General features: G+C 26.8%; 11 protein-coding genes and 1 other RNA gene. 8 read left to right on the top strand and 4 right to left on the bottom strand.

The annotated features are described in order from the left end of the window. Positions 1–14: 14 nt before the first annotated feature. The 6 genes from mreC (at position 15) to lnt (ending at position 6,555) form a co-directional block, all read left to right on the top strand. Entirely contained in the window at positions 15–848 is an 834-nt protein-coding gene (gene mreC, locus H0H67_RS00060) for a rod shape-determining protein MreC (protein ID WP_185859329.1), read from the top strand. Then, positions 848–1,351 carry a hypothetical protein gene (locus tag H0H67_RS00055; RefSeq protein ID WP_185859328.1) on the top strand — a complete coding sequence of 168 codons (504 nt, stop codon included), beginning with the start codon at positions 848–850 and terminating at the stop codon, positions 1,349–1,351. The genes mreC and H0H67_RS00055 overlap by 1 nt, the downstream gene beginning before the upstream one ends. Further along, complete coding sequence (gene mrdA, locus H0H67_RS00050) at positions 1,348–3,255, top strand: penicillin-binding protein 2 (RefSeq protein ID WP_185859327.1); 1,908 nt, start codon at positions 1,348–1,350, stop codon at positions 3,253–3,255. The genes H0H67_RS00055 and mrdA overlap by 4 nt, the downstream gene beginning before the upstream one ends. After that, a complete protein-coding gene (rodA, locus tag H0H67_RS00045; protein ID WP_185859326.1) occupies positions 3,239–4,477 on the top strand; it encodes a rod shape-determining protein RodA in 1,239 nt (412 codons plus the stop codon). Before mrdA ends, rodA begins: the two co-directional genes overlap by 17 nt. 9 nt (positions 4,478–4,486) lie before the next feature. After that, positions 4,487–4,887: a transfer-messenger RNA gene (ssrA, locus tag H0H67_RS00040) on the top strand. Then, positions 4,843–6,555, top strand: coding sequence for an apolipoprotein N-acyltransferase (lnt, locus tag H0H67_RS00035; protein WP_185859325.1), 1,713 nt, complete (start codon positions 4,843–4,845; stop codon positions 6,553–6,555). The genes ssrA and lnt overlap by 45 nt, the downstream gene beginning before the upstream one ends. Here lnt and H0H67_RS00030 read toward each other — a convergent pair. Continuing rightward, on the bottom strand, positions 6,545–8,071 hold the full coding sequence (locus tag H0H67_RS00030; protein WP_185859324.1) for an NAD(P)H-hydrate dehydratase: 1,527 nt from the start codon (positions 8,069–8,071) through the stop codon (positions 6,545–6,547). The genes lnt and H0H67_RS00030 overlap by 11 nt on opposite strands. 106 nt (positions 8,072–8,177) lie before the next feature. Between H0H67_RS00030 and H0H67_RS00025 the strand changes: the two genes are divergently transcribed. Together H0H67_RS00025 and H0H67_RS00020 are read left to right on the top strand one after the other, a co-directional pair. Beyond that, a complete protein-coding gene (locus tag H0H67_RS00025; protein ID WP_185859323.1) occupies positions 8,178–9,371 on the top strand; it encodes a dihydrolipoamide acetyltransferase family protein in 1,194 nt (397 codons plus the stop codon). A gap of 4 nt (positions 9,372–9,375) precedes the next feature. Then, positions 9,376–9,873, top strand: a complete 498-nt coding sequence (locus H0H67_RS00020) for an inorganic diphosphatase (protein ID WP_185859322.1) — start codon at positions 9,376–9,378, stop codon at positions 9,871–9,873. Here the strand turns inward: H0H67_RS00020 and aspS are convergent. Genes aspS through nusA form a run of 3 tightly spaced genes read right to left on the bottom strand, consistent with a single transcriptional unit; the run spans position 9,859 to position 15,476 of the window. Continuing rightward, positions 9,859–11,562 carry an aspartate--tRNA ligase gene (gene aspS, locus H0H67_RS00015; protein ID WP_185859320.1) on the bottom strand — a complete coding sequence of 568 codons (1,704 nt, stop codon included), beginning with the start codon at positions 11,560–11,562 and terminating at the stop codon, positions 9,859–9,861. The genes H0H67_RS00020 and aspS overlap by 15 nt on opposite strands. After that, a complete protein-coding gene (infB, locus tag H0H67_RS00010) occupies positions 11,563–14,169 on the bottom strand; it encodes a translation initiation factor IF-2 (RefSeq protein ID WP_185859318.1) in 2,607 nt (868 codons plus the stop codon). Positions 14,170–14,222: 53 nt separating this feature from the next. Further along, entirely contained in the window at positions 14,223–15,476 is a 1,254-nt protein-coding gene (nusA, locus tag H0H67_RS00005; RefSeq protein ID WP_194295607.1) for a transcription termination factor NusA, read from the bottom strand.

The following is a 15,476-nucleotide window of genomic DNA, read 5'->3' as shown; positions in this document are numbered from 1 at the left end:
GATAGATAAATCTTATGCGTGAATTTTTTAGTTTTCTTTTTAAATGGCGTTTTTTTATTTTCTTTTTTATACTAGAATGTGCATCTATTTTTCTTTCTTTTTCAAATTCCAAACTTCATCAATATATTTATGCAGGTTCTTCCAATTTCATGATTGGAAAGATTTATGAAACCATTTACAACTTACGAAGTTATTTTTTATTAGAAATTGAAAATAAAAAATTGTTAAATGAAAACAAAAAATTACGCAATGCACACATATTTTCTAAAATAACAAAAATATCTAAAGATTTCAAAAAAGAAGATGTTAACTATTTACAACAATATACTTTTACTCCAGTAAAAATTATAAATAACAGTATTCATGAGCAGGAAAATTACATAACTATAAATAAAGGAAGTATAGATGGAATTAAACCTGATATGGGGATTATATTATCTGATGGTATTGCAGGAATTATTATAAAAACATCTCCACATTTTAGTATCGCTATTTCTCTTTTAAATCCAAAAATTAAAGTAAATGCTAGACTGAAAAAAAATAAATATTTTGGAACTCTAAGTTGGGATGGACTGGATCACGAATATGTAGTTTTGTATGATATTCCTAGACACTCCACAATACATAAAGGAGATATAGTGGAAACAGATGGAAAATCAGCTACCTTTCCTGAAGGAATAGAACTTGGAAAAGTTTCCTCTTATAAATTTGATGAAGAACATGCTAATTATATTATAAAAGTAAAATTGATGGCTAATTTTTCTACTATAGAAAACGCTTATGTTGTAAAAAATTTATTTAAAAAAGAGTGGAATGATGTTCAACTTTATAAAGTTGAAAATAAATAATGAGTTTCATTAGAAATTTTATTGTTTCCGTTTTCTTCATTTTTATTCTTTGTTTGATTCAAATATCAATATTAAATACATTATTTTTAGGATGCTATTTATATATACTTTTTATATTAGTCTATCCCTACAATAGAAATAAATTTTTATTCTTATTTTTATCTTTTTTAATTGGCTGGATTATAGATCATTGTATGAATTCTGGAGGGATTCATGCTTTTTCTGCTACTTTATCTGCTTTTTTAAGATTAAATTTTTTACAGTTTTTTGATGGAAAGAATTTTATAAATAGAAATGATTTTTCTATTTATGAATTACCTTTTACTAGAAAAATTCTTTATATATTTTCATTAGTTATTACACATCATTTTTCTTTGTTAATATTAGAAATATTAAAGGGGACAATTTTTAGTAAAATTCTTTTATTTAGAACGATATTCAGCAGTATTTTTACAACTATTTTATGTATTATATATTTTTTTTTCAGAAAAATTAAACATTGAAAAAATTATATAATTTTTACATTTTATTAAGTTCTATAGGTTTAATTTTCATAATTAGATTATTTTTTATACAAATATATACGGAAAAGTATATTCTGAATGCTTTTAATACTTCTATAAAGCAAGAAATAATTATTCCTGAAAGAGGATCTATTTTTGATAGAAATGAAAATTTATTGGTTTTCAATAAATCTATTTATGAATTAATAGTTATTCCAATTCTTATAGATGAACATTTTAATATTATAGAATTTTGTAATCTTGTAGGAATTGAAAAAAAAACTTTTTCTAAAAATTTAGAAAAAGCAAAAGATTATTCTAAATATTTACCATCTGTTTTTCTTCCTTTTATTTCAAAAGAAAAATTTGCGACTATACAAGAAAAACTTTATAAATATAAAGGATTTGATTGGACAAAGCGTTCTCTTAGAGATTACAAAGTAGAAAGTTCATCCAATATTTTGGGATATATAGGAGAAGTTACTCAAAAAGATATTAAGAAAGAATCTAATTATTATCAAATGGGAGATTTTATTGGTTGGGCTGGAGTGGAAAAATCTTATGAAAAAATACTAAGAGGAAAAAAGGGGATAAGATATTGGGTTAGAGATAGAAAAGGTTGTATTATAGGAAATTACAATAATAGAAAAAATGATATTAAAGCAGTTAGTGGAAATGATATTTCTTTAACTATAGATTGGAATTTACAAAATTACGCAGAAAAACTTATGTTTCAAAAAAAAGGAGGAATAGTCGCTATTAATCCTAAAAATGGAGAAATTTTATCATTGGTGTCTAGTCCCATTAATAATCCTAATTTATTTGTAGGAATTAATCGTTCTAAAGAATTTAAAAAATTAATGAGAGATACTATAGATAATCCTTTATTTGATAGAACAACACAAGCTCGTTATCCTCCAGCTTCTCCATTTAAATTACTTACAGAATTAGCTGGTCTTCAAATGGGAGTAGTGAATTCCAATACTACATTCATATGTTATAAAGGATTTAAATATGGTAAAAAAAGAATTCATTGCCATTCTGGAATTCATGGATTACCTATAGGAGTAGAAACAGCTGTTGCTGTTTCTTGCAATAATTATTTTGCACAAGTTTATAAACGTGTTATTGAAAAATATCCTAAAAATTTAACAAAAGGAGTTAATGAATGGAGTAATATTATTAAAAGTTTTGGTTTTGGAAATTATTTGTATAATGATTTAGCTACAGGAGAAAAAGGAGTCATTCCTTCAGGAGATTATTACAATAAAAAATATGGAACTACAAAATGGAATGCTATTACGATTATTTCCAATAGTATAGGACAAGGAGAAATCAATGTAACTCCTATTCAATTAGCTAATATGGTTTGTGCTATAGCGAATAAAGGCTTTTTCTATACTCCACATATTGTAAAACGCATAAATCATAGACCTATATCTAATCCAAATTATACTAGAGCTAAACATACTAAAGTAAAAAGTAAATATTTTGATTTAATTATTAATGGAATGGAAAAAGTTTTTATGATTGGAACAGGAAAGAGTTTTAAATCATCTGATATTAGAATGGCTGGAAAAACAGGAACTGCGCAGAATTTTCTTAAAATTAATAGACAGAAAATAGTTTCTTTACCTGATCATTCTATTTTCATATTATTTGCTCCTGTAGAGGATCCTAAAATTGCTATTTCTGTTATAATAGAAAATGGAGGATTTGGATCTCGTTGGGCTGGTCCTATTGCTAGTCTTATTGCTGAAAAATACATAAACAATAATGTGCATAGAAAAAATCTTGAAAAAAAAATCCTGACTTCAGGATTGCAGAAAGTATACGATACTATAGCAAAAATGAAAAAGTTCAATAATTTTTATACAAAAAGTTCTTTTGATAAAAAGAAATAAAATATTATTAAAAAATATAGACTGGGTAATTGTAACAATTTATATTTTCATGATTTTTTTTGGATGTATGAATTTGTATTCAGTTTCTCCTGAAAAAGCAGAAAAACAATTAATATGGATTTTGTTAAGTTTTGTTTTCATATTTTTTGTTTTTTTGTTTAAACCTATTCACTATAAATATTTTACACCATTTTTCTTTTTATTTACGTTATTTCTTTTGATTGGGGTCTTTTTTTTTGGAAAAAACGTGAATGGATCAAAATCTTGGTACGTTTTTGGACCTATTAGTTTTCAACCTTCTGAATTAGCTAAAATATCTACATCTTTAATGGTAGCTCATTTGATGAGTCAAGATAATATTAAAAATAAAAAAGTATTGTTCTATATATGTATTATATTGATATTACCTGCTTCTTTAATATTTTTCCAACCTGATCCAGGTTCTTCTATAGTTTTTTCTTCTTTTCTTCTAACTTTATATAGAGAAGGATTATCTATTTCTTTTATACTTTATTTTTTATTTTCTATTTTATTATTTTTGATTTCATTAAATATATTTCCTTGGATAGTAGTTTCATTTTTATTTATAATTTTTATTTTTCTCTTCATTATAAAAAAAAATATATCATTCATTAATTTCTTTTTTTATATATTTTTATTTGTAAGTTTTTCTGCTGTTTCCATTTTTTCTCCATTTTTTTCTCAAAAATTTTTGAAACAACATCATAGAGATAGAATTAATATTCTATTCCGAAATGAATTTGATAGAAAATATAGAGACAATGTAGGATATAATTTATTATATTCAAAAACAGCTATTGGTTCCGGTAAATTTTTTGGAAAAGGATATCAAAAAGGAACTGTTACAAAAGGAAAATTTGTGCCTGAACAACATACCGATTATATTTTTTGTACTGTAGGAGAAGAATGGGGGTTCATAGGAAGTGTTATTTTAATTACATTTTATTTACTTTTTATTAGTCGTATTTATTTTCTATCTGAAAGACAAAAAGATGTTTTTGGAAGAATTTTTGGATATTCAGTTGGAAATATTATTTTAATTCATTTTGTCATTAATTTAGGCATGGTAATGGGACTTTTTCCTACAATAGGAATTGTTTTACCTTTTTTCAGTTATGGAGGATCATCTCTTTGGTCTTTTACAATTTTATTGTTTATATTTGTAAGGATAGACGTCTCAGATCAGAGTAGCTTTATCTAGTAGTATATAGGGGCTGATTTTGGATTTGACAGCAAGATTAGTGATAAAAGAAAGCATACCGTGTTACGTAAGGTTTTACACGTAAATCAAGCGTTACAAATAACAATAAACGGCGAAAAACAATACGCTTTTGCTGCTTAATGTAAATTCATTATAGCTTAGTCTGCATAACAAATACAGAAGCAAAATATCTATCAGATATTGTTCCTTATCATTTCTGATAGGTACAAAAAGTAATAAGGATAGGAAGACAGATGATTCTTAAGTTTTCTGAGAAATAGTTTTGAATCTTAGTTTTTATTCTGGATCCAGAACTTGAATAAAGACGAAAAAAATACTTTTGGATAAGTATGTAGAAAACTTTTATGCTACTTGTTTGGACGCGGGTTCAAATCCCGCCAGCTCCATTTATTTTGTATCAAATTTCATATGATATAATAAGAGGAATTCAATTTTTTTTATACAGTGTCTGTTCAGGAATTTTATTGAGTTTAGGATGGCCTACTAATGGAAATCCTATGTATTTGTTCATCGCTTTCATTCCTTTGTTATATGTAGAAAACTACTTGAAAAATTTTTATATTTTTTTTCTTTCTTTTGTTACTTTTTTAATATGGAATGCTATTTCTACATGTTGGCTCTCTTATTCAAAAAGAATTAATGGAACTTTTGCTGTAGAAGCTTATTTAATTCCTGTATTATTGAATTCTTTTTTTATGTCAATTGTTTTTACTTTTTACTCATGGATTAAAAAACATGCAGGAAGTAAAAAAATAGGAAATGTTTTTTTAGTTTGCTTATGGATTTCATTTGAAAAAATGCATTTAGAATGGGAATTATCTTGGCCATGGTTAAACTTAGGGAATGGATTCTCTAATCATATAGAATGGATCCAATGGTATGAATATACTGGAACTTTAGGAGGATCTGTATGGATATGGACAGTCAATATTGGATTGACAGAATCAATTCTCAAGTATGAGAAAAATAAGAATATACTTTTTTTATATAAAAGAATCTTTTTCAATATAGGAAAAATATTTTTAATGATTTTTATATCACATCTCATATATACAAAATATGAAGAAAAAAAATATAGAAGATCTGTAAATACGTTAATTTTACAACCTAATATTGATCCATACTATCAAAAATATCATATTTCAAAAAATAAACTGATTTTAAAATTCAAGAAATTAATGGATCAAAAAATATCTAAAAAAACCATGATTATATTGGCTCCTGAAACTGCATTTCCTGGAAATAAAATTCCAATAAAAAAGATAAACAACAATCAAATTGTCTCTGTATTTAGAGATTATTTACAAAAAAAATCTCCAAACACAGTATTTATAACAGGAGTGGAATTATTTTCTTTATATCAAGAAAAAAAAAGTACAACTTCTGTTCCTATTTTTTTAGAAAATTCAAAAAAAAATATACAATGGTTAGATATTTTTAATTCAGTTATTCAGATAGGAATTAATGAGAATATAGAGTATCATCATAAATCTAAACTAGTACCAGCAGTAGAAACTCTTCCTTATAAAAAAATTTTTTATCCTATATTAGGAAATATCTTACTCAATTTTGGAGGAACTGTAATGGAACTTGGAAAAGAAAGTCATCCTTCAGTTTTTCAGCATCCTCATTTAGGAGTAAGAATAGCACCTATTATTTGTTATGAGTCTGTATTTGGAGAATATGTTTCTAATTTTTTTAAAAAAAATGCAGAATTGATGGTTATCATTACTAATGATGGTTGGTGGGGGACTTCGCAAGGACACAAACAACATATGTATTACGCACGTCTCAGAGCTATTGAAAATAGAAAATATATAGCTAGATCTGCTAATACAGGAATTTCTTGTTTCATTAACGAAAGAGGAGAAATAATATCACATATTCCTTATGGAAAAGAAGGAGTTTTGTATGATAGGATATTCCTTAATGATAAGAAAACTTTTTATATAAAGTATGGAGATTTTATTTATAAAATTGGTTTAGCAACAATGATAATAATTTTATTATATTTGTCATGCACTGCGATCTATAATAGATTTATGCTTAAATTGTAATTTCCTGATAAGCTGCTCCTATGTGATCAATAATATCACTAGAAATGATTGATTCTTCGCTTAATTTCTTTGAAGCAATATCTCCTGCTAATCCATGTAAATAAACTCCCATTATACATGATTTTTTTGGAGAATAACCTTGAGATAATAAACTCATTATCATTCCAGTCAGAACGTCTCCACTTCCAGCTGTTGACATTCCTGGATTTCCAGTACTGTTAAAATACAGATTCCCACAGGGAGTAGAAATAATGGAATGAGCTCCTTTTAATATAACAAATATTTTATATTTCATAGACATTCTTTTTAAAAGATCCAATTTTTGATAATCATTTTTCCATGGTCCAAACAATCTATAAAATTCTTTTGGATGTGGAGTGATAATAGTATTTTTTGGAAGAAGATTTAATAATTTTAATCGATTTGATAATATATTTAAGGCATCTGCATCAACTATCATAGATATCTTTTTGTGTTTTATTTTTAATAGAAAAGATTCAAAAGCATATTCAGTTTTAGGATGTTTCCCCATTCCTATTCCTATTCCTATTGCATTTATATCAGTTGGGATAACAATATTACTTATCCAATGTTTTTTCATATCTGTTTTTACAATAACTTCTGGAAAAGCATTCTGTATAATTTCATATCCACAAGAAGGGACATATACACTTAATTTTCCTATTCCAGTTCGTAAACTAGATTTTGCAGCAAGTATAACAGATCCCATCATTCCATAATTTCCACCTATAATAATTCCATGTCCATAATTTCCTTTATGGGAAAATTTTTTTCTTGTTTTTTTTATAGCATAAATGCATTGATCATCTATATAAAAGTTTTTTGTATGCATTTTTTGAAGAAAATCACTTTTCCATCCAATGTTCAATATTTCCCATTTTCCAACATAATTTGCATAATCTTGCAAGAAAAAAGGTAATTTTGGAACTTGAAAAGTTAAAGTATGAGTAGCCTTAATTATTCCTGTAAAATCATCATGATTTTTTTCCATAAAAAGACCAGAGGGAATGTCTATAGATAAAACAGATTGAAACTTTTTTTCATTGATATAATGAAAAAAAGACTTCCAATATTGGTTGATCAATCGATTAAATCCTATTCCAAAAATAGCATCAATCAAATAACTTTCCTTATCCAATAAAGGAAATTTTTCTCCTTCACAAAGAACTTGTAAAGGAATGCCATATCTTAATACTTTATCTTTATTGATTAAAAATTCATTTGAAAAGTGATTGGAAATATTCACAATGTATATGGAAACTTTAGCTCCGTAAAAATATAACATTTTAGCCAAAGAAAGTCCATCTCCTCCATTATTTCCGTTTCCTGATAATACGATAAATGGAACTTTTCTAACTTGAAAGTGTCTATTTTTAAGAATCCAATTAAAACAGCTTTTAGCTGCTCTATCCATTAATTCGATAGAAGAAATTGATTCGTAATCAATACAGTATTGATCAGCTCTTCTGATTTGATTTAAAGAAAGAATTTTCATTTTTTAAAATGAATTTATTATTTTTGGTCTTGTAAGTTTTCTATTTTTATTAGTATTGGATTGTAAAATCTGATTAGTATCTGCAAATATAAAACGATTAATCTAGATGGCCGATTATAATTTGACCCTTCCAGCCATGGGTGAAAGTATAGCTGAGGCTACTATCATTCGTTGGTTAAAAAAAGAAGGAGATTCTATAAAAAAAGAAGACCTTTTGGTAGAAATAGCTACAGATAAAGTAGATTCTGAAATTTCTTCTCCAGTCAATGGTATTTTGAAAAAGAAATTATTTTCTCCTAATGAAGTGGCTAAGGTAGGAAGTCCGATAGCAATTTTAGAAACGGAAGAAAAGTTAAAAAAATTTACTGTAGAAGATGAAACAATGGAAGAAAATAAAAAACGTTTTTATTCTCCTCTTGTACGTACTATTGCCCATAAAGAAGGGGTTAGTTTTTACGAATTAGAAACAATAGAAGGAACTGGAGAAAAGGGCCGTGTCACTAAAAAAGACATATTAAAATATATTCAAAAAAATAAAATGATTACGCCTAAATACAGTGACATTTTTTTATCAGATCATAAAAATAAAGAAAATGAAGAAGTTGTAGAAATGGATAGAATTCGTAAAATCACTGCAGAACATATGATCAACAGCAAAAATATATCTGCACACGTTACTTCTTTTGTTGAAGCAGATGTCACCAATATTGTGAAATGGAGAGAAAAAATGAAAGATGATTTTCAAAAAAATACAGGAGAAAAACTAACCTTAATGTCTGTTTTTGTGGAATGTGTAGTCAAAGCTATTAAGGATCTTCCCATGATCAATATTTCTGTTAATGGAACAAATATAATAAAAAAAAGAAATATTCATATAGGATTAGCTACAGCATTACCTAATGGTAATTTGATTGTTCCTGTCATAAAAAACGCAGATTCTTATAATTTAGGAGGATTAATTAAAATTATTAATGACTTAATTAAAAGAGCTAAATCTAATCAATTAAAACCTGAAGAAACTCAAGGGGGTACCTATACAATTAGCAACATTGGGAGTTTCGGAAATCTTTTTGGAACTCCAATTATACATCAACCCCAGGTTGCCATTATGGCTATAGGTTTAATACAAAAAAAATTATCTATTATAGAAACACCAGAAGGTGATTCTATAGGAATCAGACATAAAATTTATTTGTCACATTCTTATGATCATCGTGTAATAGATGGAGTTTTAGGCGGAGGATTTGCTAAAAAAGTTGCTTTATATTTGGAAAAATTTAATTGTTATACAAAAATATAAAAATATGAAAGTCAATTTTGATGTACTTATTGAAATTCCAAAAGGAAGTAGAAATAAGTATGAATTTGATAAAAAAAATAATCTCATTCGATTAGATCGAGTTTTATATTCTCCTATGAGTTATCCAACAGATTATGGATTTATTCCAAAAACACTTTCTATGGATGGAGATCCATTAGATGCATTAGTTTTTTTGACAGAACCTACAATTCCGGGTTGTTTAATAAAAGTAAAACCTATTGGAATTTTTTTTATGACAGATGAAAAAGGAGAAGATGAAAAAATTATTTGTGTGCCTATTGCTGATCCAAATTATAATACAATAAATAGTATTGATGAAATTTCTTTACATACTAAAAAAGAGATAGAACATTTTTTTTTAGTATATAAAGATCTAGAAAACAAAAAAGTGAAAATAGGAAATTGGAAAAATCAAGAGAAAGCTATTTTTGTATATGAACAATCTTGTTTACGATATAAAAATCATTTAACGAAAATGTAATTCTTTCAATTTTTCTTTTTTCAAAAAAGATGGAGCATTGATCATTATATCTTTTCCATAATTGTTTTTTGGAAAAGCAATAAAATTCTTTATGTCATCATTCCCTTCTAAAAGATTAATTAACCTATCTAACCCAAAAGCTATTCCTCCATGAGGTGGAGTTCCATATTCAAAAGCTTTGATAAAAAATCCGAATTTAGATTCTATTTCTTTTGCAGATAGTCCTAAATGTTTAAAAATCAAATTTTGTATATTTTGATTATGAATACGTATAGATCCACTTCCAATTTCTATTCCGTTTATAATTAAATCGTAAGATTTAGAACGAATACTTTCTGGATGTTTTTCCAACAAATGAATATCTTCTTCTTTTGGACTTGTAAATGGATGATGTACAGATTTATATCTCTTATATTTTTCATTCCATTCAAAAAGAGGTAAATCTGTAATCCATAAAGGTTTAAAAATTTTTGGATTTCTTAAATTAAAATGATTAGCTATTTCTAAACGAATTTTTCCGAGTATTTCTCTAGCTTTTCTTTTTCTTCCGTAAGAAATGAATAAAAAATCACCAGGTTTAACTTGAAAATGATTGATAAAAATTATTATAATTTCTTCATTCATAAAATCTGGATTAGAAGAAAGCAAAGTTTTATCGGATAAACATTGTATCCAAAAAATATTTTCATTTTCTATTTTTTTTAAAAGATAATTAATCTGTTCATAAGCATTATAACATTTTTTTATCTTGATTCCTATTACTAATTCTTGTTCTTTTAAGAAAGAAATATTTTTTTTAATCAAATTATTTAATTCTATAAATGGCATTCCAAAACGAATATCAGGACTATCCGTTCCATACATTTTCATTGCATCAGAATAAGAAATGCAAGGAAAAGTTTCTAATTGAATATTTTTTATCTTTTTAAATAAATGTTTTATAAAATATTCAAAGAAAGTTAATACGTCGTTAACTCCTACAAAAGACATTTCACAATCTATTTGTGTAAATTCAATTTGTCTGTCAGAACGGGCATCTTCATCCCTAAAACATTTCACAATTTGAAAATATTTATCTATTCCACCTATCATTAATAATTGTTTAAATAGTTGGGGAGATTGAGCTAATGCATAAAATTTTCCAATATGTGTTCTAGATGGAACGACAAAACTTCTAGCACCTTCTGGTGTATAATTTATCAATATAGGAGTTTCTATTTCTAAAAACCCATTTTTAGAAAGAAAATTTCGTATTTCTAAAGCAAGATTATGACGAACAATCAAATTGTTTTTTATAGTATTTCTTCTTATATCAAGATATCTGTATATCATTCTAATTTCTTCATTTCCATCAGTTTGATTTTCAATAGTAAAAGGAGTAGGAAGAGAAGAATTCAAAATTTCTATCTGAGATACTAAAATTTCTATTTTTCCTGTAGGGATCTTGTAATTTTTGGATGATCTTTCAACTACTTTTCCTTTAATTTTAATTAAAAATTCTTTTCCCAAAAAAAATTTTTTATCTATTAACTTTCTAGAAAAAATAAGTTGTGTTATTCCAAAATAATCTCTAATGTCTATAAAACATAGAGATCCAAAATTTCTTTTTTTTTGAATCCATCCAGATAATATGACCTCTTTACCAATATCTTTTTCGCACAATTCACCACAATTATGTGTTCTATACATTTATTTAACTTTTTTTTCTGTAGACAATTCCTCATAAACCTCTACAAGATCTCCAGATCTTATATTATGATAATTCTTGATTCCAAAACCACATTCATATCCCTTAGAAACTTCTTTAACATCTTCTTTAAAACGTTTTAGAGAAGTAAACTCCCCATTATGTATAACAATTCCTTCTCGAATCAATCTTACTTTTGCTTGACGTAATAATTTTCCTTCGACGACCATACATCCAGCTATAGTTCCTATCTTTGGAATTTTAAAAATCTCTCTTATTTCAGCATTTCCTAATATTTTTTCTCTTATTTCAGGAGAAAGCATTCCATCCATAGCTTCTTGGATATCATTAGTCACATCATATATAATTGAGTAAGTTCGTATTTCTATATTTTCTTTTTTGGCTATATTCTTAGCCCCAATATTAGGACGAACATTAAATCCTATTATGATTGCGTCTGAAGCGCTTGCTAATAATACATCAGATTCTGTTATTTGACCAACTCCTTTGTAAATAATATTTACCATGATAGTATCCGTAGATAATTTTTGAAGAGCATCAGCAATAGCTTCTACTGAACCGTCTACATCTCCTTTAAGAATTATTTTTAATTCTTTGAAATCTCCTAGTGCAATACGTCTTCCTATCTCATCTAATGTAAGATGTTTTTGAGCTCGTATATTCTGTTCTCTTTGTAATTGCTCTCTTCTAGAAGCAAGTTGTTTTGCTTCTTTTTCATCTTGAAAAACTTTAAATTTATCTCCTGCAGTAGGAGCTCCATTTAATCCTAATATAGTAATGGGTTTTGATGGATCCGCTGAATGAATGGATTTTCCTCGTTCATCTAAAATACTCTTTACTTTTCCATGATGACTTCCGGCTAATACATAATCACCAACCTTTAACGTTCCTCCTTGTAAAAGTAAAGTCGTGATATATCCTCTTCCTTTATCTAAAGAAGCTTCTATGACTGTTCCTATTGCTGGTTTATTTGGGTTAGCTTTTAAATCTAATAATTCAGCTACTAAAAGAACTTTTTCTAACAATTTATCCACTCCAGTTCCCAATTTTGCTGATATTTCTTGAGAAGGATATTTTCCTCCCCACTCTTCTACTAAAAAATTTAAATTCGCTAATTGTTCTCTAATTTTATCAGAATTTGCATTGGGTTTATCCATTTTATTAAATACAAAAATAATGGGGACGTTAGCAGCTTGAGCATGACTGATAGCTTCTTTAGTTTGTGGCATAACTTGATCGTCTGCTGCAATAACTATAATTGCAATATCTGTTATTTGAGCACCTCTTGCACGCATAGCAGTAAACGCTTCATGACCTGGAGTGTCTAAAAAAGTAATGCTCTGATTTTCAGAATATTTTACACTATAAGCCGCTATATGTTGAGTAATTCCACCAGCTTCTCCAGCAATAACGTTAGTATTTCTAATATAATCTAATAAAGATGTTTTACCATGATCTACATGTCCCATGACAGTGATAATAGGAGGTCTTTGTTTTAAATTTTCCTCTAAATCCTTATCATCTTGAACTGCTTCTTCTAAATCTAATCCAACAAATTCTACATTATATCCAAATTCATCTGCTACTAAAGTTAATATTTCTGCATCCAATCTTTGATTCATAGTCACCATTATTCCTAAAGACATACAAGAAACAATGACATCAGTTGCATTAACTTTCATCATGGATGCTAATTCGTTAACTGTTGTAAATTCAGCGACCTTTAGTGTTTTTTCTTTTTTTTCATTTTCTATTTCATTTTGCAATAGTCTTTTTTCTTTTTTGTATTGACGTTTTTCTTTTCTAATTTTTGAAGCTTTTGATTTTATTCCTTTAGATGATAACTTTTCCAAAGTTTCTTTAATTTGCTTCTCTATTTGTTCATCAGTAATTCCTGATTTTTTTGAATTTTTTTTACTCTTAGACTTATCTATTTTCTTTTCAGAAGAATGTTTAAAAGAAGTTTTTTTTTCTTTATCCTGTTTTTTCCTGACAGGAATATTTCTCATTTCATCAATAAAAATTTCTTTTTTAATTCTTTTTCGTTTTTTTTTAATGTGATTTTCTTGTTTAGTTCTTTTTTTTTCAAATTGAGATAAATCAATTCTATCTCCTGTTAACATAACCCCATCTAATTTTTGATAGATAGTGTCGATGTGTTCAGGTTTATTCTCCTTAAATTTATTTTCTACTTTTTTATGTTTATGCAAATTATTTTTTTTTTCTTCTTTAGTGTCATATTTTTTGTCTAATATATCAATATTGATTTTTCCTATTTTTTTGAACCCAATTAAATTATCCGACTTAGCACGTATAATTTGAGGAGCATGAATATGCTTTGATTTTAACAATTCTTCTTTTATTTTTTCTTTTTCCATCCTTTTTTGCAGAAATACTTTCTCAGACTCATCTCGTATTTCTTTATAAGTTTGAAATTCTCGCACAAGAAATTTGTAGACTTGTCCTTCTATTTTTGCATTAGGATTATGTTCTATTTCAATTCCCTTTTTTTGTAAAAAACGAACTACTCTTTGTAAAGAAATATTGAATTGGGTTAATACTGTTTTTAATCTGATTTTATCAGTCATATAAACATATATAAAATGTGTAAGAACAAAAATAAAAATTTACTCCAAAAAACTTATGTATTTATATTGAATTCTTCTTCAAATTCTTTTTTTAATATGGAAACCACTTTGGTTATTATTTTTTCTTCAAGATTGGTTCGTTTGCTGAGATCATCTTTTCTGTAATTTAAAACAGATTTAGCAGTATTTAAGCCTACTTTATGAAATCTTTCTAATACTTCTGGTTCTATTTCATCAGAAAATTCTGTTAGTTCTACATCATCTTCATAAGGGAAATCTCTAAATATATGAATTTTGTATCCAGTTAATTGACTAGCTAATCTAATATTCTGCCCACCTTTTCCAATTGCTTTTGATATTTCTTCAAGTTTTACATATACGTTGACATACTTATGTTCTTCATTAACTTCCATCATAGAAACTTTAGCAGGATTTAGGGCCCTTGTAATATACAATTGTGTATTAGAAGTATAATTTATGACATCTATGTTTTCATTTTTCAGTTCTCTAACAATAGGATGAATTCTAGATCCTTTCATTCCTACACAGGCGCCAACTGGATCTATACGATCATCATAAGATTCTACAGCAATTTTAGCTTTTTCACCTGGTATACGTGCAACTTTTTTTACTGTAATTAAACCATCAGAGACTTCTGGTATTTCTAATTTAAAAAGTTCTTCCAAAAAAGCTTCATCTCTTCTAGTGAGAATAGCGAAAGGCCTATTGTCTTTCCAATCTACTCGTTTAACCAATGCTCTAACTGGATCTCCTTTTCTAAAAAAATCACTTGGAATTTGTTCTTGTTTAGGTAAAAACATTTCGTTTTGTTCTTCATCTCTCATAATAATTTGCTTAGACAAAATATGATATACTTCAACATTAATGATTTCTCCTATTTTGTTTTTAAATTTCTTATAAGTATTTGTATTATCGTATTCGTTGATTTTTGAAAACAAATTTTGTTTCAAAGATAAAACAGCTCTTCGTCCCAAAGATTGTAATTCTACTTTTTCTGTTACTTCTTCTCCTATTTCAAAATCAGGCTCTATTTTACGAGCTGTAGATAATTCTATTTCTTTATTTATATCTTTTACTTCTCCATCTTTCACTACTATACGATTTCTCCATATCTCTAAATCTCCTTGATCTGGATTTACAATAATGTCGTAATTTTTAGATGAATCATATTTTTTTCTTAAAACGCATCGGATAGATTCTTCTAAAATAGCCATAAGATTTACTCTATCTATATTTTTTTCATATTTAAAATCTGAAAAAGAATCTATTAAAGCTTCATTATCCAT

Source organism: Blattabacterium cuenoti (assembly GCF_014251575.1).
Taxonomy (GTDB): domain Bacteria; phylum Bacteroidota; class Bacteroidia; order Flavobacteriales; family Blattabacteriaceae; genus Blattabacterium; species Blattabacterium cuenoti_N.
Note: the sequence above shows the minus strand (reverse complement) of the source record. Positions and strands in the feature narration are given on the sequence as shown.